The organism is Rhizobium sp. Leaf311, from assembly GCF_001423445.1.
Taxonomy (GTDB): domain Bacteria; phylum Pseudomonadota; class Alphaproteobacteria; order Rhizobiales; family Rhizobiaceae; genus Agrobacterium.
Window position 1 is genome coordinate 167590 of record NZ_LMNZ01000018.1, and the last position, 23489, is coordinate 191078.

The 23489-nt window shown below is 57.3% G+C and carries 23 protein-coding genes; 7 read left to right on the forward strand and 16 right to left on the reverse strand.

The window, feature by feature from the left end:
- Positions 1-5: 5 nt before the first annotated feature.
- The 4 genes from ASF69_RS16460 to chvI all read right to left on the reverse strand — a co-directional run bounded on the left by ASF69_RS16460 (position 6) and on the right by chvI (position 3560).
- Positions 6-407 carry a PTS sugar transporter subunit IIA gene (locus tag ASF69_RS16460; protein WP_062589283.1) on the reverse strand — a complete coding sequence of 134 codons (402 nt, stop codon included), beginning with the start codon at positions 405-407 and terminating at the stop codon, positions 6-8.
- 125 nt (positions 408-532) lie between these two features.
- Positions 533-997 carry a serine kinase gene (locus tag ASF69_RS16465; RefSeq protein WP_062589284.1) on the reverse strand — a complete coding sequence of 155 codons (465 nt, stop codon included), beginning with the start codon at positions 995-997 and terminating at the stop codon, positions 533-535.
- The gene (locus ASF69_RS16470; protein ID WP_062589325.1) at positions 987-2780 is read right to left on the reverse strand and encodes a sensor histidine kinase; all 1794 of its coding nucleotides are present in this window, start codon (positions 2778-2780) and stop codon (positions 987-989) included. Before ASF69_RS16470 ends, ASF69_RS16465 begins: the two co-directional genes overlap by 11 nt.
- A gap of 54 nt (positions 2781-2834) precedes the next feature.
- Positions 2835-3560 carry a two-component system response regulator ChvI gene (gene chvI / locus ASF69_RS16475; RefSeq protein WP_103587306.1) on the reverse strand — a complete coding sequence of 242 codons (726 nt, stop codon included), beginning with the start codon at positions 3558-3560 and terminating at the stop codon, positions 2835-2837.
- A 336-nt stretch (positions 3561-3896) separates the two neighbouring features.
- Here chvI and ASF69_RS16480 point away from each other — a divergent pair, with 336 nt between their 5' ends.
- Together ASF69_RS16480 and arfB are read left to right on the forward strand one after the other, a co-directional pair.
- Positions 3897-5507 carry a phosphoenolpyruvate carboxykinase gene (locus ASF69_RS16480; RefSeq protein WP_062589286.1) on the forward strand — a complete coding sequence of 537 codons (1611 nt, stop codon included), beginning with the start codon at positions 3897-3899 and terminating at the stop codon, positions 5505-5507.
- A gap of 265 nt (positions 5508-5772) precedes the next feature.
- Positions 5773-6207 carry an alternative ribosome rescue aminoacyl-tRNA hydrolase ArfB gene (arfB, locus tag ASF69_RS16485; RefSeq protein ID WP_062589288.1) on the forward strand — a complete coding sequence of 145 codons (435 nt, stop codon included), beginning with the start codon at positions 5773-5775 and terminating at the stop codon, positions 6205-6207.
- Positions 6208-6233: 26 nt separating this feature from the next.
- Here arfB and coaA read toward each other — a convergent pair whose 3' ends face one another.
- The 7 genes from coaA to hisB all read right to left on the reverse strand — a co-directional run bounded on the left by coaA (position 6234) and on the right by hisB (position 10905).
- A complete protein-coding gene (coaA, locus tag ASF69_RS16490; RefSeq protein ID WP_200939101.1) occupies positions 6234-7217 on the reverse strand; it encodes a type I pantothenate kinase in 984 nt (327 codons plus the stop codon).
- A 14-nt stretch (positions 7218-7231) separates the two neighbouring features.
- Positions 7232-7555, reverse strand: a complete 324-nt coding sequence (locus ASF69_RS16495) for a phosphoribosyl-ATP diphosphatase (RefSeq protein ID WP_062589292.1) — start codon at positions 7553-7555, stop codon at positions 7232-7234.
- Positions 7556-7575: 20 nt separating this feature from the next.
- Positions 7576-8352, reverse strand: coding sequence for an imidazole glycerol phosphate synthase subunit HisF (gene hisF / locus ASF69_RS16500; RefSeq protein WP_062589294.1), 777 nt, complete (start codon positions 8350-8352; stop codon positions 7576-7578).
- Positions 8349-9083: a 1-(5-phosphoribosyl)-5-[(5-phosphoribosylamino)methylideneamino]imidazole-4-carboxamide isomerase gene (gene hisA, locus ASF69_RS16505; protein ID WP_062589295.1), complete on the reverse strand. Its 735-nt coding sequence runs from the start codon at positions 9081-9083 to the stop codon at positions 8349-8351. The genes hisF and hisA overlap by 4 nt, the downstream gene beginning before the upstream one ends.
- A 1-nt stretch (position 9084) precedes the next feature.
- Positions 9085-9735 (reverse strand): imidazole glycerol phosphate synthase subunit HisH, encoded by a 651-nt coding sequence (gene hisH / locus ASF69_RS16510; RefSeq protein ID WP_062589296.1) that lies wholly within the window; start codon positions 9733-9735, stop codon positions 9085-9087.
- Between the two features lie 2 nt (positions 9736-9737).
- Positions 9738-10229 carry a DUF2628 domain-containing protein gene (locus tag ASF69_RS16515; RefSeq protein WP_062589297.1) on the reverse strand — a complete coding sequence of 164 codons (492 nt, stop codon included), beginning with the start codon at positions 10227-10229 and terminating at the stop codon, positions 9738-9740.
- 79 nt (positions 10230-10308) lie between these two features.
- Positions 10309-10905, reverse strand: a complete 597-nt coding sequence (hisB, locus tag ASF69_RS16520) for an imidazoleglycerol-phosphate dehydratase HisB (protein ID WP_062589298.1) — start codon at positions 10903-10905, stop codon at positions 10309-10311.
- Positions 10906-11102: 197 nt separating this feature from the next.
- Between hisB and hslV the strand changes: the two genes are divergently transcribed.
- The 4 genes from hslV to ASF69_RS16540 all read left to right on the forward strand — a co-directional run bounded on the left by hslV (position 11103) and on the right by ASF69_RS16540 (position 16421).
- A complete protein-coding gene (gene hslV / locus ASF69_RS16525) occupies positions 11103-11627 on the forward strand; it encodes an ATP-dependent protease subunit HslV (protein ID WP_062589299.1) in 525 nt (174 codons plus the stop codon).
- 78 nt (positions 11628-11705) lie between these two features.
- Entirely contained in the window at positions 11706-13013 is a 1308-nt protein-coding gene (gene hslU / locus ASF69_RS16530; RefSeq protein WP_062589326.1) for an ATP-dependent protease ATPase subunit HslU, read from the forward strand.
- Between the two features lie 148 nt (positions 13014-13161).
- Positions 13162-14127 (forward strand): DUF1402 family protein, encoded by a 966-nt coding sequence (locus tag ASF69_RS16535; protein ID WP_062589327.1) that lies wholly within the window; start codon positions 13162-13164, stop codon positions 14125-14127.
- Positions 14128-14252: 125 nt separating this feature from the next.
- Positions 14253-16421, forward strand: a complete 2169-nt coding sequence (locus ASF69_RS16540) for a malate synthase G (RefSeq protein WP_062589300.1) — start codon at positions 14253-14255, stop codon at positions 16419-16421.
- 69 nt (positions 16422-16490) lie between these two features.
- On the opposite strand, the gene ASF69_RS16545 is transcribed toward ASF69_RS16540, so the two are convergent.
- On the reverse strand, positions 16491-17177 hold the full coding sequence (locus tag ASF69_RS16545; protein ID WP_062589301.1) for a L,D-transpeptidase: 687 nt from the start codon (positions 17175-17177) through the stop codon (positions 16491-16493).
- Positions 17178-17360: 183 nt separating this feature from the next.
- On the opposite strand from ASF69_RS16545, the gene ASF69_RS16550 reads away from it, so the two are divergent.
- Entirely contained in the window at positions 17361-17846 is a 486-nt protein-coding gene (locus tag ASF69_RS16550; protein ID WP_062589328.1) for an MmcB family DNA repair protein, read from the forward strand.
- 40 nt (positions 17847-17886) lie between these two features.
- Here ASF69_RS16550 and ASF69_RS16555 read toward each other — a convergent pair whose 3' ends face one another.
- The 4 genes from ASF69_RS16555 to ASF69_RS16570 form a co-directional block, all read right to left on the reverse strand.
- On the reverse strand, positions 17887-18477 hold the full coding sequence (locus tag ASF69_RS16555) for an ActR/PrrA/RegA family redox response regulator transcription factor (protein ID WP_062589302.1): 591 nt from the start codon (positions 18475-18477) through the stop codon (positions 17887-17889).
- 63 nt (positions 18478-18540) lie between these two features.
- On the reverse strand, positions 18541-19848 hold the full coding sequence (locus ASF69_RS16560; protein WP_062589303.1) for an ActS/PrrB/RegB family redox-sensitive histidine kinase: 1308 nt from the start codon (positions 19846-19848) through the stop codon (positions 18541-18543).
- A 16-nt stretch (positions 19849-19864) separates the two neighbouring features.
- Positions 19865-22336 (reverse strand): ATP-dependent helicase HrpB, encoded by a 2472-nt coding sequence (gene hrpB / locus ASF69_RS16565; protein ID WP_062589304.1) that lies wholly within the window; start codon positions 22334-22336, stop codon positions 19865-19867.
- A 5-nt stretch (positions 22337-22341) separates the two neighbouring features.
- Positions 22342-23295, reverse strand: coding sequence for an ornithine cyclodeaminase family protein (locus ASF69_RS16570; RefSeq protein ID WP_062589305.1), 954 nt, complete (start codon positions 23293-23295; stop codon positions 22342-22344).
- Positions 23296-23489: the final 194 nt, after the last annotated feature.

Below are 23489 nucleotides of genomic sequence, written 5' to 3' on the forward strand. Positions count from 1 at the left end.
TTCTTTTATTTGCCGCTAAGAACGCGGCTGGCGACGTTGATATATTTTCTGCCAGCATCGGAGGCCTCCTGCAAGGCCTTCTCCATGTTATCCTCCATACGGATACCGGCCAGCTTGATGAGCATGGGCAGATTGACGCCTGCAATCACCTCGACGCTGCCGCTATTCATGACTGAAATGGCGAGATTGGATGGCGTTCCGCCGAACATGTCGGTCAGAATAATGACACCATTTCCGTCATTGGCGCGCGTTACGGCGTCGAGGATATCCTGCCGCCGCTGATCCATGTCGTCTTCGGGACCAATACAGACTGTCTCGATCAATTTCTGAGGGCCGACCACATGCTCTACAGCGTGACGAAACTCCTCGGCCAGCTTGCCATGAGTGACAAGCACTAGTCCGATCATGAAATGCTCCCTTACACACGCACCTTGATTGCCGACTATCGCAATGCCGCAATCATGTCCATCGGTGGGGCAACATCTTGATGAGGAAAATCCGAAGCGCAAGCCCCAAAATGTGGCATATCCGTTCACATTCCCTTTGTCATGAAAAGATTCTGAGCAAGTGCAGCAAATTTTCCATAGGGCATGATGCTGTCACGAGCAATTCGCAGCAGGGGCAGATGAGCGCCAGCGGCAATTTCCAGCATCTCGTTGTCAGGAGGCAGGCGGGGTGTGTCAGGAGATGCAACGCTGGTGATGGCGTAATGCATCTGCGCCGTTTCAACGCTTCGAAGTTTCACGATGCCGCTGCCGCGAAGCTCAAGAAGGCCCGCAATAGTGGCAGGTCGTCTGGCGATAACTGCACCATCTCTTACGGATATGAAGATCTGATCATCGGCGACAAGGGCGGCATCAAGGCCACAGCGTTCCGCCTCGGTCAGGAAACTGAAGGCGAGCTCGCTTTTACCGCTGCCGGATGGGCCGACGAAAAGAAGGCCGGTCTTGCCGATGACGATGGCGGTGCCGTGAAAATTGGTTGGCTCAACGCTCATGCGCGTTCTTCGCTGCGGGAAGCGAGAGGCTGAAGCGAGCGCCGGAAATCACGCCATACTTGTCGATTATATTTTCTGCTTTCAGGCTGCCGCCATGGGCTTCGGCAATCTGGCGGCTGATCGAAAGACCAAGGCCCGAATTCTGACCAAAGCCCTCGCTTGCGGGGCGGTCGGTGTAGAAACGTTCGAAAATGCGGTCGATATCCTCGGCCTGAATGCCGGGGCCATTGTCTTCGACGCGAATGATGCAGCGATCCTTATGGCGCAGCAGGTGCACGAAAATCCGTCCACCGTCCTGAGACACAAAGGACCGGGCATTTTCGATCAGGTTGGTAACGATCTGCCCGATGCGCAGGTCGTGTCCATTGACGATATAGCTGACCTTGGTCCCGGGCTTGTGATCGACGGCGTAATCGATGGTGACGCTCTTCTTCTTGGTGCTGATCTGCCTGGAAATTTCCACGAGGCTGCTCAGCAGCACTTCAAGATCCACAGGCGAGGCGTCCGCCCGCGCGAGCTCGGCATCCAGGCGCGAGGCATCTGAAATATCGCTGATGAGCCTGTCGAGGCGACGCACGTCGTGGAAAATAATCTCGGTCAACCGCTGTTTCGACTCCTCGGTCTTGGCGCGAGGAAGCGTTTCCACGGCACTGCGCAAGGAGGTCAGAGGGTTCTTCAACTCGTGGCTCACATCGGCAGCGAAGCTCTCGATGGCGTCGATACGGTCGTAGAGCGCATTGGTCATTTCCCGCAGGGCGATGGAAAGATTGCCGATTTCGTCCTGACGTGCCGAAAAATCGGGAATTTCCTCGCGCGCCTTTGCGCCACGGCGCACACGGATGGCCGCTGCCGAAAGTCGTCTCAGTGGCGTGGCAATCGTAGACGACAAAAGCAGGGAAAGCACGATGTTGACCAGCGTCGCAATGCCGAACACGCGCATGATTGCCAGACGCTCGGCGTGAACGATCTTGTCGATATCGCCTGCCTGTGTGGACAGCAGCAGGACGCCGAGGACGGCGCGGAAGCGCTGCACGGGAACGGCGACCGAAACGATCAATTCTCCCTTTTCCGTGACGCGCACGACCGCGCCACGCACGCCCGTCAACGCATTCATCACTTCGGGATAGATCGAGCCATCTCCGCCCGGTGTTTCCTTGTAGAGCGGCAAACTGCTGGGTTGAAGCATACGGTTGAAGACGCTGGCGAACCAGTCACCCCAGGTCTGGGTTTCAGGCGTCACAGGTGGCAGGTCGTATCGCAAAACCTGACCACGCGAGTAAAGGTGGCGCGAATCCAGCAGAATATTGGCGTCCGCATCGAACAGTCTTGCGCGTGTTCGCGTCGGCGAAATCAGCCGTCTCAGCACGGGAGCCACACGCTCCGGATTGATCGGGAAGCTGAGATCCTCATCATTGGGAACGGGCGTGATGCTCTGCCCCGCCTGCAATTCCAGCAGCTTCTCGGGATTGATGGTGATGGAATTGGTATCGACCGACGCCGAAGCCGAAACTGCGCCCGCGATGATTTCGCCCTGTGTCAGAAGGCTTTCGACGCGGGCGTCGATCAACCCCTCACGAAACTGGTTGAGGTAGAGAATGCCGCCAACCAGAACGACCGTCGCGGCGACGTTGAAGAACAGGATACGACGGGTAAGGCTGGAGAACACAGCATTGCCGAAGATGCGCCGGACAATCGTCAACGGATGAATGCGATACCGCCGCCCGCCATCACGGTCGTCGGCATCGGTTTGATCCGATACGCTGTCCTGCGCCTTGTTCAGCAACGTCATTCCTCAGCGCCGCTCCAATCGCGGCGTCATTGTCTCTTCAGCCGTGTCTCAGGCTGCTTCGCGGAAGCGATATCCTACGCCGTAAAGCGTTTCAATCATATCGAAGTCGTTGTCGACTAATTTGAACTTCTTGCGAAGCCGCTTGATATGGCTGTCGATCGTACGATCATCGACATAGACCTGTTCGTCATATGCGGCATCCATGAGGGCATCGCGGCTTTTGACGACGCCGGGGCGCTGCGCCAGCGAATGCAGGATGAGGAACTCTGTGACGGTCAGGGTCACGGGTTCACCCTTCCAGGTGCAGGTGTGGCGTTCCTGATCCATGGCCAGCTGGCCGCGCTCAAGGGTACGCGCCTGCTGGTCCGCGGTAGGCTTGAGGGGGCTTGCGCCCGGCACCGCTGCGTCACGGCTGCTTGCCCGACGCAGAATCGCCTTCACACGTTCAACGAGAAGCCTTTGCGAGAAAGGTTTGGTGATGAAATCATCGGCGCCCATCTTCAGGCCGAACAATTCGTCGATCTCCTCGTCTTTGGACGTCAGGAAGATCACCGGCAAATCCGACTTCTGCCGGAGGCGGCGCAGCAATTCCATCCCATCCATACGCGGCATCTTGATATCGAAGATTGCCAGTTGTGGAGGGCGCGCGACGAGCCCGTCGAGGGCGGAAGCCCCGTCCGTATACGTTTCGACCTTATAGCCTTCTGCTTCCAGGGCGATCGAGACCGAAGTCAGAATATTCCGGTCGTCGTCCACAAGCGCAATCGTTTGCATAATATTGGTCTCCATCGTCATTCATCAATACTCCCGACATCATCCCAGCCAAGGTTGCGCGCCGTGAGCCTTTGTCTTGAGTATAAAGGTGGAACAAATTGTGGCAAAGGAAAATACCACATTATCGGTCGCTCCGCCGGGATCAAATTCCAGAGCCGACGGTATTTCCGGCACGAGCTGCGAACTAAACCGATTTAAAATGAAATAAAATCTTTTAAATCGATTAATATATTGAAATTATTGGATATTTTAAAATAACCGTCTTGTATTTTTTTAAAACGCAGATTAATTTCCGGGAGAATTTTGAACGGCTTTGTCTGAAAAAGGAATGCGCCCGTGAAGGAACTTGGAGTACACAATCCTGAAAATGGCGTGTCGACGCTTGGTTTGTCGGCCGTAGCCGCCGTGCATTACAATCTCATTGAGAGTGAATTGTACGAGCACGCCATCCGAAATGGTGAAGCCGATCTGACTGCAGATGGTGCCTTGCGTGCCGTGACGGGTCAGCACACGGGCCGTTCGCCAAAAGACAAGTTCGTCGTTCGCGACGCTTCCACCGAAGACAAGATCTGGTGGGATAACAACAAGCCGCTCTCGCCAGAGCACTTCGAGTTGCTTCACAAGGACATGCTCGCTCACGCTGCTGGCAAGACGCTCTATGTTCAGGATCTGATCGGCGGCGCGGACGAAGGCAACGCCTTGCCGACTCGCGTTGTTACGGAACTGGCATGGCACGGCCTTTTCATCCGCAACCTTCTTATCCGCCCTTCGCGCGAGAAGCTGTCTTCCTTCACGCAGAAGCTGACAATCATCAATCTGCCGAGCTTCAAGGCGGATCCCGCTCGTCATGGTGTGCGGACGGAGACCGTCATTGCCTGCGACCTGACCAAGGGCCTGGTTCTTATCGGTGGCACATCCTACGCCGGTGAAAACAAGAAATCCGTCTTCACTGTTCTGAATTACCTGCTGCCTGCCAAGGGTGTCATGCCCATGCACTGCTCGGCCAATGTCGGCCCTGAGGGTGACGCAGCCGTATTCTTCGGTCTTTCCGGCACCGGCAAGACGACACTCTCGGCTGACCCTGCGCGTACACTGATCGGTGACGATGAGCATGGCTGGGGCGAGGAAGGCATCTTCAATTTCGAAGGTGGTTGCTACGCCAAGGCCATCAAGCTTTCGGCGGAGGCAGAGCCTGAAATCTATGCCGCCACCCGTCGTTTCGGCACCGTGCTCGAGAACGTCGTTCTGGACGAAAACCGCGTTCCTGATTTCGACGACAACTCGCTGACGGAAAACACCCGTAGTGCGTATCCGCTGCACTTCATTCCGAATGCATCGGAAACGGGCATTGCCGGTCATCCCAAGACCATCATCATGCTCACCGCAGATGCCTTCGGCGTCCTGCCTCCAATCGCACGTCTGACGCCAGAACAGGCCATGTACCACTTCCTGTCCGGTTACACGGCAAAGGTGGCTGGCACGGAAAAGGGCGTAACAGAGCCGGAAGCAACCTTCTCGACCTGCTTCGGTGCGCCGTTCATGCCACGTCATCCTGCAGAATACGGCAATCTGCTGCGTGACCTCATCGGCAAGCATGGCGTTGACTGCTGGCTGGTCAACACCGGCTGGACCGGCGGTGCCTATGGCGTTGGCAAGCGTATGCCCATCAAGGCAACACGTGCGCTTCTCACGGCAGCGCTGAAGGGTGAACTGAAGAACGCGCAGTTCCGGACGGACGCCAATTTCGGCTTTGCTGTTCCAACGGCGCTTGAAGGCATTGACAACGGCATTCTCGATCCGCGTTCAACCTGGGCAGATGGTGCCGCTTACGATGCGCAGGCAAAGAAGCTGGTTTCCATGTTCGTCACGAACTTCACCAAGTTCGAAGACCATGTCGACAGCAAGGTGCGCGAAGCAGCGCCTGGCCTGAAGATCGCTGCTGAATAACGTCGCTTTTGGATTCACGTGAAACGAAACCCGGCCTTGTGCCGGGTTTTTTCGTGGCCGGACACCTTTCTGCACTCCCAGCCTTATCCTCGGGCTGGTCCTTAGGATCCCGCGAACCACAAAATCGCCGTGGTTGGATCCTTTCAGAAAGTCGCTGCGTGACCTCCAGAGAGGGCCCGAGCCTTGCGCGCTGCGATCTTTTCACACGAGGCTGATGGTTTCAATTCGCCCCGATCTGTGGCATCACCGCCGCCGGAGAATAAAGATGGCCAGTGCACCACTTTTTATCAGCAACAGAATAACGATTGCCGGATGGGAACTGACGGAGCAATTCGTGCTGGCCGGGGGTCCTGGCGGACAGAACGTCAACAAGGTCTCTACCGCCGTTCAGTTGTTTTTCAATGTTGCCGGATCACCCTCTCTGACGGACCGGGTGAAGACCAATCTTCTGCAGCTCGGCGGCAGGCGAGTCTCGAAGGATGGCGTGCTGATGATCGAGGCAAACCGGTTTCGCACGCAGGAACGCAACCGCGAAGATGCCCGCGAACGTCTCAAGGAATTGATTCTCAAGGCGGCGGAGCCACCGCCACCGGTACGCAGGCCAACCAAACCCACCAAGGGGTCGGTTGAGCGCCGGTTGAAGGAAAAATCCGGCCGCTCGGACGTCAAGAAGATGCGCGGCAGGCCAGATAACGACTAGAGCGATTTTGTTGCCCGATCAAGAAACTAGAGTTTCCGCAGCGCTACCGTGTCGATCAGATGGTCCTTGCCCTTGCGCAGAATAAGGTCAGCGCGGGGGCGGGATGGCAGAATGTTCTGCCTGAGGTTTCTCAGGTTGATGTTTTCCCAAAGCCCTTCGGCGATTGCCAGCGCCGCTTCTTCCGAAATCGTGGCGTAACGGTTGAAGTAAGAGGAAGGATCGCGAAACGCGGTCCGGCGCAGATTCATGAAGCGGTTGACGTACCAGTTGTGGATCAGGCTCTCATCGGCGTCGATATAGATCGAGAAATCGAAGAAATCCGAAACCATCGGCACGATCCGCCCACCCGCTGGCAAGTCGCGGGATTGCAGCACGTTGATGCCTTCAAAGATCAGAATGTCAGGACGATCGATGGTGGTGAATTCGTTCGGCACCACATCATAGGTCAGATGCGAATATCGTGGCGCCTGGACATCCGGCTGCGCGGCTTTGATCGCCGACAGAAAGCGCAATAGGGCACCGATGTCGTAGCTTTCCGGGAAGCCCTTGCGGTCCATCATGTTTTCGCGCCGCAGGACGTCGTTGGGATAAAGAAAGCCGTCAGTGGTGATGAGATCGACCTTCGGGCTCGACGGCCAGCGCGCAAGAAGCTCCTTCAATATACGCGCAGTCGTCGATTTCCCGACGGCAACGGAGCCGGCAATGCCGATCACGAACGGCGTCTTGTTGACGTCGGCCATGTTCAGAAACTGGTTCCGCTGCTGAAACAGCAGCTGCGAAGCCTCCACGTGGGTCGATAACAGGCGAGACAGAGACAGGTAAATCCGCCGGACCTCATCGAGATCGATAGGGTCATCCAGCGAGCGCAGACGCTTTACCTCGTCAGCGGACAGGGTAAGCGGCGTATCGGCGCGAAATTTTGCCCATTGTTCTGAACTGAAGAAGTGATAGGGCGAATATTCATCGGGGCGGAAATGATCGAGCGTGTTTGGCATGCCTTGTCCTCCCATGCGTGCCACAGTCGTCATTTTCCAGGCCTCGATTCCTTTTCGCTGATGCCTGATTGTGCCGTGCGCCGTTCCAGTTCCGCATACACCTCTGACAAGGGCAGGTCTGCAATCTTCAGCACGACCAGAAGATGATAGAGCAGGTCGGCTGCCTCATCCGTCAGGTTCTTGCGGTCGTTGGAGATGGCGGCGATAACGGTTTCCACCGCTTCCTCACCAAGCTTCTTGGCGGCACGTGGCTGGCCCGAAGCGACGAGTTTCGCAGTCCAGGATTCCTCTGGCGAGGCGCTGGCGCGCTGCGCCACGATACGCTCCAGATCGGAAAGGGAAAATGCAGTCATCTCGCAATATCCTAGTGAGATCAATCAAGACGCATGGCGATGCCGTGATCGGCCATGTAGGCTTTGGCTTCGCCAATGGAATATGTTCCGAAATGGAAGATGGATGCAGCCAGAACCGCCGTCGCGTGGCCATCCCTGACACCAGCCACAAGATCATCCAGCGTGCCAACGCCACCCGAAGCAACGACAGGGACACGAACCTGGTCTGCAATCGTTCTGGTCAAGGCGATGTCATAGCCGCTCTTTGTCCCGTCACGATCCATGGAGGTGACAAGCAATTCGCCGGCGCCACGCTCAACCATCTTGATGGCAAATTCCACCGCGTCGATGCCCGTGGCCTGGCGACCGCCATGGGTAAAAATCTCCCATCGATCCGTCTCACCGGCGCTCGAAACTTTCTTGGCGTCGATCGAGACCACGATGCACTGATTGCCGAATTTATCGGCGGCCTGCGCGACAAAATCCGGGTCCTTCACGGCAGCCGAATTGATGGACACCTTGTCGGCGCCACACAGCAGCAGCTTTCGGATATCGCCGACGGCGCGAACACCGCCACCGACCGTAACAGGCATGAAGCAATGATCGGCTGTGCGGGAGACAACATCGAAAATGGTATCGCGATTGTCTGACGAGGCGGTGATATCGAGAAAGCAGAGCTCATCGGCACCGGCAGCGTCGTAGGCTTTCGCCGCTTCGACGGGGTCACCCGCATCGATGAGATCGACGAAATTGACGCCTTTGACCACGCGGCCATCTTTCACATCGAGGCAGGGTATGATGCGAGCCTTCAGGGTCATGCGCGCGCCTCCTTTATCAAAGCCAGTGCCTGAGCCGGGTCGATGCGCCCGTCATAAAGGGCACGACCGGAAATCGCACCCTCCAGCTTTGCCGCGTCAGGCTCCAGCATTCTCTTGATGTCCTCAATCGACGCCAATCCACCCGAGGCAATGACCGGGATCGATACCGCATTCGCCAGCTCCAGGGTGGATGCCCAGTTAATGCCGGCCAGAATGCCATCTCTGTCGATATCGGTGTAAATGATTGCGGCAACACCAGCGCCCTCGAAACGCTGTGCAAGTTCAATGACCCCGAGTTCGGAGGCTTCGGCCCACCCCTCTACCGCGACCTTGCCTCCCTTGGCATCGATACCAACGGCCACCTGACCGGGGAAACGCTTGCACGCCTCCATGACCAGAACCGGATCGCGCACGGCAACGGTTCCCAGAATAACGCGGGCCAAGCCGCGCGACAGCCAGGCCTCGATGTGATCGAGCGTACGAATACCGCCACCCAGCTGGACGGGGTTGCTGGTGGACTTGAGAATGGCATCGACGGCGTCGCCATTGACAGTCTGGCCGGCAAAGGCGCCGTTCAGGTCCACCACATGCAGCCATTCGAAACCCTGGTCCTCAAACGCCTTTGCCTGAGCGCCGGGGTCTGTGTTGTAGACGGTGGCCTGTTCCATATCACCCAGCTTAAGGCGAACGCACTGGCCATCTTTGAGGTCGATTGCGGGAAATAAGATCATGTCAGGGCTTCCAGCGCAGGAAATTGGAAATCAGGGCAAGGCCGAGTGTCTGGCTTTTCTCCGGGTGAAACTGGGCGCCGACCATGTTGTCGCGACCCACGAAAGCCGTCATGGCACCGCCGTAATCGGTGGTGGCGATAACGTCATGCTCGTTTCTTGCGGCAAGGTGGTAGGAATGGACGAAGTAGGCGTGCAGACCGTCCGGGCCGGTCTTGATGCCTTCAAAGACTGGATGCGGCCTGTGAAGCTCCAGCGTATTCCAGCCGATCTGCGGTACCTTCAACGTCGGGTCAGCTGGGGTCATCTCCACAACATCACCTTCGATCCAGCCAAGACCCTGGCTTATCGTCTTTTCCAGTCCGCGAGACGACATCAACTGCATACCGACGCAGACGCCAATGAAAGGACGCCCGTTTGTCTCTACCGCGTCGGTCAAAGCCTGATGCATTCCGGGAACGGCCGCAAGACCCGCGCGGCAGTCCGCATAGGCGCCAACACCCGGCAAAACGATGCGATCGGCCGATGCAACGCGATCGGGATCATCGGTGAGATCGATGATCGCATCGATACCGGCTTCGCGCGCCGCCCGCTCAAATGCCTTGGTCGCCGAACGAAGATTGCCGGAGCCGTAATCGATAATTGCCACACGCATGATCAGCGCCTTCCATTCAGATCAAACTGAAACGACCCTGCCGGATCGCTCGTCTTGTAACTGCCGCTCTTTGTATCTCGCTTCCAGTCCGGATGCGGAACGGTGTTGGACACACCTGTTTCAGACAGCGGCAGGCTCGCAAAATACATATCTTCTGCCGTTGCAAGGTCGGGTGCCGCGACAACGGTCTTGAAAGTCCATCCTCTCGATAAAAGATGGCGAACGACAAGATTTCGACCTTCGAATCCGGCTACCAAGGCCGCGGCAAAGGCGAAAAAGAGACCTGTTGCGGCCAAGCCATCAAGCGCAGAAAGCTGCCCCGCTGCGACTTGCAAAATGACCAGCCCGATGGCGACCCACCACAGGCGCTGAACGGCAAACCATATCCATGGAAACAGAAAGGCGAGCCAGGAAAAACGATCGGCAATCAGGCGTGTCGAGCGGTGATCCCGATCCGGACCACCGGGTGCTTCCAGAACGATATATGAGATCATTGGCGTTCCTGACGTCGTTTTGCGCTGAGTGACGAATACGTGATTGCTTTTGCGTCACTGCGTGCAGATCCTGACCTTTTCAGGCCAGCATACCCTTTGTCGAAGGCACGCGGTCTGCCTGACGCGGATCGATTTCCGTCGCAGTGCGCAAAACACGTGCAACTGCCTTGAAGCAGGTCTCGGCGATATGGTGGTTGTTGGCACCATAGTGGTTGAGAACATGCAAGGTAATGCCGCCGTTCTGTGCAAGCGCCTGGAAAAATTCCCGAACAAGCTCGGTATCGAAAGTGCCGATCTTTGGGGCCGAGAACATCACGTTCCAGACCAGAAAGGGGCGACCGGAAATATCGACAGCTGCCTTTGTCATGGTCTCGTCCATGGCAAGATCAAGAGAAGCGTAGCGGGTAATACCGCGACGGTCTCCGAGGGCCTTGGAAATGGCCTGACCGATGGCAATGCCGGTATCTTCCACGGTGTGGTGATCGTCGATGTGCAGATCACCCTTCACATTGATGTCCATGTCGATCAGAGAATGGCGGCTGAGCTGGTCCAGCATATGGTCGAAAAATCCCACACCCGTGGAAATCTGCGACTTGCCTGTCCCGTCGATGTTCACGCGCACGAAGACGTCCGTCTCGTTTGTCTTGCGGGAAATCTCAGCTCTGCGTTCTGCCATCTGGCTGCTCCGTATCGATATTGGCGTTCCATATCAGCATGACCCACAAATATCCAGCCAAGACATCGCCTGGCCCGATTGTCCGAAGGTGGAGCCGGGCGTGCCGATTTGCAATCGCAAAAACCGGACTTACATAGACTTCGAACGGGACCGCAGGGGCGGTCCGACAACGCCCATTTTGGGCAAACAGGTGTTTGATGACAACGATTATTACTGTGAGAAAGGCCGGCAAGGTCGTCATGGCCGGTGACGGCCAGGTCAGTCTCGGTCAGACCGTCATGAAAGGCAATGCCCGCAAGGTGCGCCGCATCGGCAAGGGCGAAGTGATTGCCGGTTTTGCCGGGGCAACCGCAGATGCCTTCACGCTTCTCGACAGGCTCGAAAAGAAGCTGGAGCAATATCCCGGGCAATTGATGCGCGCTGCCGTAGAGCTTGCCAAGGACTGGCGCACCGACAAATATCTGCGCAATCTCGAGGCCATGATGCTTGTCGCTGACAAGTCGATAACCCTGGCCATTACCGGCAATGGCGATGTCCTTGAGCCGGAACACGGGGCAATCGCAATCGGATCTGGCGGAAACTACGCCTTTGCGGCAGCGCGTGCCCTGATGGATTCAGAAAAGTCAGCTGAAGAAGTGGCGCGACAGGCACTCGATATCGCCGCTGATATCTGCGTTTACACCAATCATAATCTCGTAATCGAAACGCTCGACGCAGAATAAGCTGCGGCCGCCAAACATATGGGTTCTGTGGGCCGGGCCGACATGGCTGGTCGTAACAGAGACGCCGAAAGGAAGACAATGACGAATTTTTCTCCCCGCGAGATCGTTTCAGAACTCGACCGCCACATCATCGGTCAGCATGACGCCAAGCGTGCCGTGGCAATTGCCCTGCGCAATCGCTGGCGCCGCCAGCAGCTGGATGACAGCCTGCGCGATGAGGTGATGCCGAAGAACATCCTCATGATCGGGCCGACCGGTGTCGGCAAGACCGAGATTTCCCGTCGTCTTGCGAAACTGGCCGGAGCGCCTTTCATCAAGGTCGAGGCGACGAAGTTTACCGAGGTCGGCTATGTCGGCCGCGACGTCGAGCAGATCATTCGCGATCTCGTGGAAATCGGAATCGGCCTCGTCCGGGAAAAGAAACGCACGGAAGTACAGGCCAAGGCTCATGCCAGCGCAGAAGAACGTGTGCTGGATGCCCTTGTCGGCTCTACGGCCTCTCCGGCCACGCGGGAAAGCTTCCGCAAGAAGCTTCGCGATGGAGAGCTGGACAAGAAGGAAATCGATATCGAAGTCGCTGACGCAGGCTCCGGAATGCCCGGTTTTGAAATTCCGGGAATGCCGGGCGCGAATATCGGCGTCCTCAATCTTTCCGACATGTTCGGCAAGGCTATGGGTGGCCGCACCAAGAAGGTCCGCACGACAGTCGAGAAATCCTATGCGGACCTTATTCGCGACGAGTCGGACAAGCTTCTCGACAATGAGCTCATCCAGCGCGAAGCCGTAAAATCGGTAGAGAATGATGGCATCGTCTTCCTTGACGAAATCGACAAGATCGCCGCACGCGATGGCGGCATGGGGGCGGGCGTCTCTCGTGAAGGTGTTCAGCGTGATCTTCTTCCGCTGGTGGAGGGAACAACGGTTTCGACCAAGTACGGGCCGGTCAAGACCGATCATATTCTCTTCATCGCATCAGGCGCGTTCCACGTTTCGAAGCCCTCCGATCTTCTTCCAGAACTTCAGGGCCGACTGCCCATTCGCGTCGAACTGAAGCCGCTGACCAAAGAGGACTTCCGCCGGATTCTCACGGAGACGGAAGCGAGCCTCATCCGTCAATATATTGCGCTGATGGCAACCGAAGAGTTGAACCTGGAATTCACCGATAATGCCATCGATGCTTTGGCCGACGTCGCGGTGCATCTCAATTCCTCCGTTGAGAATATCGGTGCGCGTCGTCTGCAAACCGTCATGGAACGGGTACTGGACGAAATTTCGTTCAACGCACCGGATCGCAGTGGCTCTGCGGTCAAGATCGACCAGGATTATGTCAAGGAGCATGTGGGCGATATCGCCGCCGATACGGACCTGTCGCGCTACATTCTCTAAGATAATACGGAGTGCGGCAAATCTTGCCGCACTCTTATTTTACTGGCCTTGTCTCGACATTTGACCAAGCTTTTCGCTAATGAAAACGTTAATGGCTCTTGAGGGAATGGTCCGGCGCTCGCGTCGGCCGAGAAAAAGGCATCCGCTCGTGCGTAAAATTCTTCTGGTCCTGGCTGCCGTCATGGTTTTTGGCGCCGTCTCCCAATCCTTTGCGGAGGCTGCAAGCGTGGTGCCGCCGGGAAATCGCAACGAAGATCAGCCCGGGGTGCCCGGGGCGTCTTCCCGCCGCACCAAGGGCTCCAATTCCACATTTGATCGCAAATATCAGAAAGTGCTGGATCTGCTGTCGGGCGACAAGCAGCTCATTGCCAAGATCAAATCCACGGCAGGCCGCTACGGAATTGACCCCATTCATATGATTGGCGCAATCGTCGGTGAACACACTTATAATGTGGATGCCTATGACCGGCTTCAATCTTACTACGTCAAAGCGGCGTCCTATGCGGGCAACAGTTTTCGATTTGGCTACAAGGACGAAAGCATTGCACAGTTTCTGGCGCATGAGCAGTTTTCGAAATGCCAGTCCAAGCGGGAATCCGTCAGCCTCTGGACTTGCCGCGAAGATGTCTGGGACGACAGTTTCCGCGGTAAACAGGTCAATGGCGTCGGTTATCCCGATAACCGCTTCAGCGCAGTCTTCTTCCAGCCATTCTATGCCGGTCAGACCTTCGGGCTCGGGCAGATCAACCCGCTGACCGCTTTGATGCTGTCCGACACCGTCGCCAGAATTTCCGGCTATGAAAAGCTGGATGAGAATGATGCCGCAGCGGTTTACAACGCGATCATGGATCCCGATCACTCGCTGGCCTATATGGCAGCGGCTATCCGAAAGTCGATCGATGACTATAAATCGATTGCGGATATGGACATCTCCAAAAATCCGGGCGTGACCTCGACGCTCTACAATCTCGGCGGATCACAGCAGCGGGCAGCGGTTCTCGCGCAGAAAAACCGTCAGAGGGCAGCAGCAGGCGAGGGGCCAGCATGGCCGGAAGAGAACTATTATGGCTGGCTCGTCAATGAGAAGCTGCCGGAGTTGCAGCGACTCCTGTAAAAGCTGGAACAGGTTGCGCCAGATTGTTTCCAAAAAAGAAAAGAACTTTGGCGGTGATGCCTGATTGACGAGCGGTGGTTTGAGCGTCCACTCTGTCTGCAAATATGCAGATAGGGAGACGCAAAGTGAGCCGCATCGAGCAGCACGGACTTTCCATTGAGCAGACGCTCTACGATTTCTTGACGAAGGAGGTTCTTCCCGGCACAGGCCTGGACGCAGACCTTTTCTTCCGAGGATTTTCAGAGATCGTCCACCAGCTCTCCCCGAAGAACCGAGAGTTGCTGCAAAAGCGTGACGCTTTTCAGGTCCAGCTGGATGACTGGTACCGCGCCAATGGTGCGCCGGTAGACCTTGCTGCCTACGAGACATTCCTGCGCGATATCGGTTATCTGCTGCCCGAAGGCGAGAACCTCACGGTAAAGACTACAAACGTCGATCCTGAGATTGCCCGGATCGCCGGTCCGCAGCTCGTCGTTCCCGTCATGAACGCGCGATACGCGCTTAATGCTGCCAATGCGCGCTGGGGCTCGCTCTACGATGCGCTCTATGGCACTGATGCGATTTCTGAAGCGGACGGGGCCGAAAAAGGCCGGGATTACAACCCGAAGCGCGGGGAGAAGGTCATCGCCTGGGCGCGTGATTTTCTTGATCGTTCAGCTCCCCTCGCGCATGGCAGCTGGTCTGATATCTCCGGCTTGAAGATTGCAGACGGCGCCCTGCATGTCGAAATCGGGGGCGATTGGCAGACCCTCAACGATGCTGCCCAGTTCGTCGGCTACAGGGGCGAGGCTGCCTCCCCGTCGTCGGTCCTGCTTGCCAAGAATGGTCTCCACGTCGAAATCGTCATCGACAAGTCGACGGCGATCGGTGCAAGCGACCAGGCTGGCATCTCGGATATCGTCCTTGAATCTGCACTCACGACGATCATGGACTGCGAAGATTCGGTGGCCGCGGTCGATGCGCAGGATAAGGTCATTGCCTATCGCAATTGGCTCGGCCTCATGCGCGGAGACCTGACCGAGGAGGTGGCCAAGGGCGGCAAGACCTTCACCCGCAGCCTCAACCCGGATCGTGACTATGTCGCTGCCGATGGCTCATCGCTTTCACTGCCCGGTCGTTCGCTGATGCTGGTTCGCAATGTGGGCCACCTCATGACCAATCCAGCCATCCTCGACAAGGACGGTCGGGACATCCCGGAAGGCATCATGGATGCGGTGGTCACGGCCTTGATCGCGCTTTATGACGTCGGAGCCAAGGGTCGCCGTCAAAATTCACGCGCGGGCTCCATGTATGTGGTCAAGCCAAAGATGCATGGTCCTGAAGAAGTCGCCTTTGCCGCAGACATATTCGCGCGTGTCGAAGCCCTGGTCGGGATGGAACCCAACACCATCAAGATGGGCATCATGGATGAGGAACGCCGCACGACGGTCAATCTCAAGGAATGCATTCGCGCAGCGAAGAACCGTGTTGTCTTCATCAATACCGGCTTCCTCGATCGCACCGGTGACGAAATCCATACCTCGATGGAAGCTGGTCCGATGATTCGCAAGGGCGATATGAAACAGGCGGCTTGGATTTCCGCTTATGAAAACTGGAACGTCGATATCGGCCTTGAATGCGGGCTTGCCGGTCACGCGCAGATCGGCAAGGGAATGTGGGCAATGCCGGACCTGATGGCGGCGATGCTGGAGCAGAAAATCGCGCATCCCAAAGCTGGCGCCAACACCGCCTGGGTGCCCTCACCAACGGCAGCGACGCTCCACGCAACGCATTATCACAGCGTGGATGTTGCGGCCGTACAGGACGGACTGAAGACGCGCGACCGTGCCAGGCTCTCGGATATTCTTTCCGTGCCGGTCGCCGTCCGTCCGAACTGGAGCGCCGAAGACATCCAGCGCGAGCTCGACAACAACGCGCAGGGCATCCTTGGCTATGTCGTGCGCTGGGTCGACCAGGGCGTTGGATGTTCGAAAGTGCCCGATATCAACAATGTCGGCCTGATGGAAGATCGCGCGACACTGCGCATTTCCGCCCAGCACATGGCCAACTGGCTGCGCCACGGTGTGGTTTCGCAAGAGCAGATCGTTGAAACGATGAAGCGTATGGCAGCCGTCGTTGATCAACAGAACGCAAGTGATGCGGCATACCGGCCAATGGCGACTGATTTCGATGGATCAATCGCATTTCAGGCTGCGCTTGAGCTGGTGCTGAAGGGCAGGGAACAGCCGAACGGTTATACCGAGCCCGTCTTGCACCGCCGCCGTCTGGAGTTGAAGGCGACGCAGGCAGGTTAGTTACAAGACCTGACATAAAAAAAGCCGCCGGAAATGTTCCGGCGGCTTTTTTGGTGAGATCGATGATCCTTACTGGATCACGATGACCTTGGAGCTGCGGCCCGGACGGACGCGGCTGTAGAGGTCGATGACGTCCTGGTTGATCATGCGAATGCAGCCGGAGGAAGCCGCGGTGCCGATGGAATTCCACTCTGGAGAACCATGGATGCGGAACAGCGTATCCTGACCTTTTTCGTTGAACAGATACATGGCGCGTGCACCCAGCGGATTGGTCAGGCCCGGGCCCATACCAGCTTCCACATAGCGAGCGACTTCTGGCTTGCGGTCAGCCATTTCCTTTGGCGGATGCCACATTGGCCATTCCTGCTTCCACGCAACATAGGCTTCACCAGCCCATGCAAAGCCCTGTTTGCCGACGCCGATGCCATAACGCACGGCCTTGCCGCCGGGCAGAATGTAATACAGGAAGCGTTCGCGCGTATTGACGATAACGGTGCCTGGCTTTTCGGGTGTTTCATACGCAACGATCTGGCGGTGGAAGCGCTTGTCCACCTTGTTGATTGGGATTGCCGGCAATGCGTAACCAGCATCGGTTGTCGCGCCGTAAACTTCGTCACCGAAAATCTGTGTCGTTTCGACAAAGGCTGGCGCGGAGGCGGGTGTGGCAGGTGTCGTCTTGGTCGCCGTGGAGGCGCAGCCGGTCAAAGCAAATACCGACGACAGACCGAGGGCAGTCAAAAAAGTGCGAATGCGCATGATGTTCTCGCGGGAAATATCACCAAATCGGGGCGATGCATGAAGCTTATTGAATAGACGGGTTATTTTCGATTACTCTGGCCTTGGCAAGCCGTTGCACCGCAGCAATAGAATATGGCGCACGAAATTGCGCTCGGATGGCCTTTTTGCAACATCACAGACCCATACCAGCCGGATTTTTCCATGACTATTCTTTCCATCGTCAATAACAACCCGTTAATCGACGGTCGCCAGTCGGAAAATGCGATGCTGGTCAGGCGTGGCGTGCAGATATTGCTGAACGAAATGCGCCATTCCATTTTGCCGGAACTCTCGCTTTCAAGTGGCCGCAGGGCGGATTTGATCAGCGTTTCCGCCAAGGGAGAGATATGGATCGTGGAGATCAAATCCTCGATAGAGGATTTCAGGGTGGATCGAAAATGGCCGGATTACCGCGCCCATTGCGACCGGCTGTTCTTTGCCACCCATACTGCCGTCCCGCTCGACATTTTCCCGGAAGACTGCGGATTGTTCGTTTCCGATGGCTATGGCGCCCATATGGTGCGTGAAGCACCGGAGCATAAACTGCCACCAGCCGCCCGCAAATCGCTCATGCTCGATTTTTCCAGGACCGCCGCAAGGCGCCTGATGATGGCCGAGTGGTCCACCGGCAAAAGCTATTCAGACTGAGAAGGCGCGGCAGAACGCGACGGCCTTCCGACTGACAAGTCTACTTGGGAGCACGCTTGGCCAATATGCGCTGCAAGGTGCGGCGATGCATGTTTAGACGTCGTGCCGTTTCTGAAACATTGCGCTCGCACATTTCATAGACGCGCTGAATATGTTCCCAGCGAACCCTGTCTGCCGACATGGGATTTTCCGGAAGGTCCATCTTGTCGCCTTCGCGCTGGGTCAGCGCATTGAACACGTCATCGGCGTCGGCGGGCTTGGCCAGATAATCGAGCGCACCCAGCTTCACGGCCGTCACAGCGGTGGCGATGTTGCCATATCCGGTCAAGACGACGATCTGGGTGTCGTCACGGTGCTGACGGATCGCCTCGATCACTTCCAGTCCATTTCCATCGCCCAGACGTAAATCCACCACGGCGTATTTAGGCGGCGAAAGCTTGGACTTCGCGATGCCTTCGCTAACCGACTCGGCAGTATCGACGGCAAAGCCACGTGTCTCCATGGCGCGCGCCAGACGGCGCAGGAATGGGCCATCGTCATCAACGATCAGAAGGGAATTATCCGGTCCTATCGCGTCAGCAGCCTCGCTCGCCGACGCTCCACCCTTTTCGTCCCGCTTGTCGTCACTCATCCCGGCATTCTCCGCAGTCTATTTCTATCAACCGACCTTATTGCACCCGAAGGCAGAATAAACTCATTTGTTCTTCTTATCTTCCATAATTTCGCGCGGCCAGACGATAGCGACGCGTGCGCCGGGTCCGTCATCGACCCGGTTCTCGAAAGTTAGAACCGCACCGGAGCGCTCCAGAAGGGTCTTTGCGATAAAGAGGCCGAGACCAAGTCCGCCAGCCCGGGTTTCGTTTTGGCGCTTCGTGACATAGGGCTCGCCGATCCGGGCGAGAATGTCCGGCGCATAGCCTTGCCCATCGTCCTCGATAACGACCTTCACATGATGGGCATCATAGGAGGATGTAACGGTCACAAGCTCACGGGCATAGTCGACGGCGTTTTCGAGAAGATTGCCGAGACCATAGATGATGCCAGCATTTCTGGCGCCAACAGGCTCGCCGCTTCTGCCGCTCTTCTCGATGAGCCGGAGTTTGATCCCGAATTCGCGATGGGGTGCAATGACCTCTTCGATCAGCGAAGACAGGGGCAGCTTGCGAAGGTGTTCTTCACCGTCCGCTGAGAGCGATGTCAACCGCCGCAAAATATCGCGGCATCTTTCGCTCTGGCTGCGCAGAAGCGCAACATCTTCGCCAAAGCGTTCGTCATTTCCCAGTTCCCGCTCCATTTCCTTGGCAACAACGCTGATCGTCGCCAGCGGGGTGCCAAGCTCATGAGCGGCAGCTGCAGCCAGACCATCGAGCTGGGAGAGGTGCTTTTCGCGTTCAAGCACAAGTTCCGTTGCTGCCAGCGCGTCAGCAAGCTGATTGGCCTCATGCGAAACACGGTAGGCATAGAAGGCGGCAAACAGCATCATCGCCACGATGGAGCACCAGATGCCGATGTGGATGATGATCTGGATTGGCAATGTTTCGCCGGGATACCATGGCACGGGGAAGGGCGAGAACGCGATAGATGTAACGCACGCCAGGGCAAACGCCAGCAACATGAGGGAGTGTTTCATGGGCTGCGAGGCAAAGGCAATGATGACCTGAACGCAGATGAGCGGTGCAAACGGATTGGAGAGACCACCCGTGATGTAGATCAGCGCCGTCAATTGCAGCAGGTCGAAAGCCAGAAGAAGCGTCGCTTCCCAGGGTTCAAGCCGGTAGGTAGCCGGAAACCTGGCGGATAGAAACAGATTTGCAACCGCCAGCGCGCCGATCAGCACTGCGCAGGTCAGAAGTGGCAAGGGAAAATTAAGCCCGAAGCCAACCAGAAGAATGGTCGCCGTCTGCCCTGCCACGGCCAGCCAACGTAACCAGACGATCGTTTGCAGGCGGATATGACGGCTGGCGCGGCCAAGCCGTGTGTTTTCTTCTGGCTGGGCTGCCATTTGCCGTCTTCCTTTTTCAGGTCCCGCGTGGTTTCACGCGAGTGGTCGGTTGCGCAGAGGCCGGATCTTCCGGCCATGGGTGACGCGGATACCGCCCCCTCATATCCGAGCGAACGTCCTTCCAGGATCCAGCCCAGAAACCCGGCAGATCCCGTGTTGTCTGTATCGGCCTGTGGGCGGGCGAGGTCAATTCCAGAAGCAGTGGCAATTTGCCGCCCGCCAGTGTTGGGTGTTGGCGCAGGCCGAAAAGCTCCTGGACGCGAATGGTCAGTGTCGGTTCTTCCCCCTCATAGCTTATAGGGTGCCGTTGTCCCGTCGGCGCTTCGAAATGGGAGGGAAGCAATTTGCCAAGCTCGCGCTGCGCCGAATGCGGAACAAGAGACATCAGCCCTTCCATCAACGCACCACTCTTGATGGCCTGAATGCTGTTGACGTCATGCTGGAACGGAACGAACCACTCTTCAAGCCGGGCCAGAAGTGCCTCATCACGCGTATCCGGCCACGGATCACCTATCGTCCGATGCAGGAAACCAAGACGTTGCCGCAATTGCTGCGCTTCCCTGGAGAAATTGACAAGGCCCAACCCATGCTCTCGAATGCCACGGGCAAGAGCCAGCGCGGCCTTCTCGCCAGCCGGTTTTCCAAGCGGTGCCTCTTCAAGAATGATTGCGCCGATGCGCGTGACGCGACGTGCGCGGACCTGACCGCTGGCCTTGTCAAAAAACAGCTGATCTTCCCTGGCGATAGAATCCGGCAAATAATCCTCGACATCTTCGCGCCTGATGGAAGCGGCAGCCAGAATACGTGGCTGCGCTGCGCGGCCAGTGACGTCAGCCACAACAAGCATTTTCTCGGCAGCGAGACGCTCCGTTTCTGAAAGTTCCGCACCACGCCCATTGGCCATGACATAGCGCCCGCGTCCGCCACGTTGAAAGGCGATGCGATCGGGATAGGCATGAAGCAGCAGCTGTCCTGCAGTCACAGGATCGACGGAAGCGGTGTTTCCGAGCGAAGCCGCGATCCTGCCTGCAAGCCCCCTTGCCGCCGTCGCTCTTTCTCCCTTTTCCTGCTTGAAGCGACGTAGCCTTTCCTCAAGGTCAATGTCGCTTCCCCCAAGCCCTTGTTCCGTCAAGAGGACCGCCAGCAGAGCCGCCTGATTGCCATGACCGTGTTCTTGTGCCGCAATAACCATGGCGGAAAGGCGAGGCGGTAGGGCCAATTCCCGCATCTGCCTGCCACGCGGGGTGATGGCTCCTGCAGCATCCAGCGCGCCAAGACTCGTCAACAGGTTTCGCGCTTCGCGAAGCGCAGTTTCGGGAGGCTGGTCCAGAAAGGATAGCGAGGCGGGATCAGCCACACCCCAATGCGCCAGGTCCAGCGCAAGAGCAGAAAGATCGCTTGCCAGAATCTGCGGCGGCGTGAAAGCAGGGAGCGCAGCTGTCTGGCCTGCGTGCCACAGCCTGATTGCAATCCCAGGCTCCGTTCGTCCCGCGCGGCCAGCGCGCTGATCGGCCGAGGCGCGGGAAACCTTCACGGTCTCAAGCCTCGTCATGCCTGTGGAGGGTTCGAATACCGGCAGCCGCTGCAGACCACTATCTATGACGACCCGCACACCATCGATGGTGATGGAGGTTTCGGCAATGGACGTCGCCAGCACGATCTTGCGTCTTCCAGCCCCGGTGGGCTGTATAGCAGCATCCTGATCTTTCTGGGAAAGGTTGCCATAGAGAGGTATGACACTCGTCTCTGCTGCGAACTTCCCCTCAAGCCGTTCGGCCGTCCGCGTAATCTCTCCCTGTCCCGGCAGAAAGGCGAGAATGGAACCGGCTTCCGATTGATGGGCGGCGATAATGGCCCTGGCAACCCTGTCTTCTACGCGCTCCTGCCCATTGCGTTCGTCGTAGCGGATATCGATTGGAAAACTACGTCCCAAGCTTTTGATGACCGGCGCGTCTTTCAGCAGCTCACTGATTCTCTCCACGTCCAGCGTAGCCGACATGACGAGAAGGCGAAGGTCGTCGCGCAGTCCATTGCGGACATCCAGCGCAAGGGCAAGACCAAAGTCGCCATCCAGCGAACGTTCATGAAATTCGTCGAAGATGACCGTCGAAACACCTGATAGCTCGGGGTCGTCTAGTATCATGCGGGCGAAAACGCCCTCCGTGACGACCTCGATGCGTGTTTTCGCGGATATGCGATTGTCCAGCCGCATACGATAGCCGACGGTTTCGCCGACGGTTTCGCCAAGCAGTGACGCCATGCGGCTTGCAGCTGCGCGCGCCGCGAGCCGTCGCGGTTCCAGCAGGATAATCTTGCCATCTCCGCGCCATGGCTGATGCAGGAGGTAAAGCGGCACCAGTGTAGTCTTGCCCGCGCCCGGCGGTGCCGACAAGACGGCTTGCCCGCAGGTGGCCAAAGCTTCGCCAATCTCAGCGAGAACCTCCGTTACCGGCAGCTCCGGCAGTGTCATTGTTTTCGTCTGCGACATCTTATTCACAAATGTTTTTCTGCAATAACGCTTTCATAAGCGAGTATCGCGCCGGCCAGATCCTCCAGCGCAGCACCTACCGATTTGAACAGCGTAATCTCATCCTTGCTCTTGCGGCCTCCATAGCGTCCGGAAACAAGCTCGGAAAGCTCCGCGACAACTTCGCTGCGCTCGATTGCCCCGGAACCGAGGGGCTGAACAAGGTCGCCACCTTCCGTCAGCGCGCCGTAATAGGTATCGACGAAAATCGTCGCGCGTTGAACCGCAATGTCGTCGCTCTCCCGCATTGATGGTTTAAAGGCCCCGACGAGGTCGAGATGCGCACCCGGCTTCAGCCATTCGCCTTTGATAAGAGGTTCGTCGGAAAGCGTGGCGCAGGAGATTATATCAGCCTCCCGAGCGCCCTGCTCCAGATCGTCACAAGGCTGCGCGTCCAGACCGATCTCACGTGCCTTCTGGGCCGTCGCTGCCGCCGCGTCGGCATTGCGGCCCCAGATCGTAAAAGAGGTGAGGGGGCGGACCGCGGCATGGGCCTCCATCAGATTAAGCGACAAGCGCCCTGTTCCCACCATCAGCATCGCGGAGGCGTCCTCCCGTGCCAGATAGCGCGCAGCGAGCGCCGAAGTGGCCGCCGTGCGACGTGCCGTCAGTTCGCCACCCTCAATCGCCGCAAGCATCTGGCCTGTCTTTCCGGACGACAGAAGATAGGTGCCAAAGATAGCTGGCAGCGCTCTCTGAGCGTTGTCGGGAAACACGGACAGGATTTTCACGCCAAGATAAGAACCTGGAACCCATGCGGGCATCATCAGGAGCGTGGCGTTTCTTTCACCGGGCACTTCTACGTCGTGATGGTGCCTCAAGGGCGTTACGCAGCCCACCCGGAACATGTTCTCTATAGCCCCTATAAGAGCAGGCCAGGGCAAGGCACGGCGCGTTTCGTCTTCATTGAGAACAAGCATAGGGGTCTCCCGGATGATCTGGATCGAGAGACCTTAGCAAGGCGACGCTGCCGGGTGAAGTCAGAGACCAAATATCAAGGCCCGCGAGGCCGCTGGTGGGGCCGGATTTTGAGTCGACCCGAAATACCTCAGCCTAATCAGCGACTTACATAAAATCTGTATTTTTTTGGATTGGCAGTGTTGACTTGTTTGAG

Bases quoted from the DNA above. Each gene is read 5' to 3' on its own strand.
- ASF69_RS16460 (WP_062589283.1), bottom strand. From the start codon at position 407: ATGATCGGACTAGTGCTTGTCACTCATGGCAAGCTGGCCGAGGAGTTT.
- ASF69_RS16465 (WP_062589284.1), bottom strand. From the start codon at position 997: ATGAGCGTTGAGCCAACCAATTTTCACGGCACCGCCATCGTCATCGGC.
- chvI (WP_103587306.1), bottom strand. From the start codon at position 3,560: ATGCAAACGATTGCGCTTGTGGACGACGACCGGAATATTCTGACTTCG.
- arfB (WP_062589288.1), top strand. From the start codon at position 5,773: ATGGCCAGTGCACCACTTTTTATCAGCAACAGAATAACGATTGCCGGA.
- coaA (WP_200939101.1), bottom strand. From the start codon at position 7,217: ATGGGAGGACAAGGCATGCCAAACACGCTCGATCATTTCCGCCCCGAT.
- ASF69_RS16495 (WP_062589292.1), bottom strand. From the start codon at position 7,555: ATGACTGCATTTTCCCTTTCCGATCTGGAGCGTATCGTGGCGCAGCGC.
- hisF (WP_062589294.1), bottom strand. From the start codon at position 8,352: ATGACCCTGAAGGCTCGCATCATACCCTGCCTCGATGTGAAAGATGGC.
- hisA (WP_062589295.1), bottom strand. From the start codon at position 9,083: ATGATCTTATTTCCCGCAATCGACCTCAAAGATGGCCAGTGCGTTCGC.
- hisH (WP_062589296.1), bottom strand. From the start codon at position 9,735: ATGCGTGTGGCAATTATCGATTACGGCTCCGGCAATCTTCGTTCGGCG.
- ASF69_RS16515 (WP_062589297.1), bottom strand. From the start codon at position 10,229: ATGATCTCATATATCGTTCTGGAAGCACCCGGTGGTCCGGATCGGGAT.
- hisB (WP_062589298.1), bottom strand. From the start codon at position 10,905: ATGGCAGAACGCAGAGCTGAGATTTCCCGCAAGACAAACGAGACGGAC.
- hslV (WP_062589299.1), top strand. From the start codon at position 11,103: ATGACAACGATTATTACTGTGAGAAAGGCCGGCAAGGTCGTCATGGCC.
- hslU (WP_062589326.1), top strand. From the start codon at position 11,706: ATGACGAATTTTTCTCCCCGCGAGATCGTTTCAGAACTCGACCGCCAC.
- ASF69_RS16545 (WP_062589301.1), bottom strand. From the start codon at position 17,177: ATGCGCATTCGCACTTTTTTGACTGCCCTCGGTCTGTCGTCGGTATTT.
- ASF69_RS16550 (WP_062589328.1), top strand. From the start codon at position 17,361: ATGACTATTCTTTCCATCGTCAATAACAACCCGTTAATCGACGGTCGC.
- ASF69_RS16555 (WP_062589302.1), bottom strand. From the start codon at position 18,477: ATGAGTGACGACAAGCGGGACGAAAAGGGTGGAGCGTCGGCGAGCGAG.
- ASF69_RS16560 (WP_062589303.1), bottom strand. From the start codon at position 19,848: ATGGCAGCCCAGCCAGAAGAAAACACACGGCTTGGCCGCGCCAGCCGT.
- hrpB (WP_062589304.1), bottom strand. From the start codon at position 22,336: ATGTCGCAGACGAAAACAATGACACTGCCGGAGCTGCCGGTAACGGAG.
- ASF69_RS16570 (WP_062589305.1), bottom strand. From the start codon at position 23,295: ATGCTTGTTCTCAATGAAGACGAAACGCGCCGTGCCTTGCCCTGGCCT.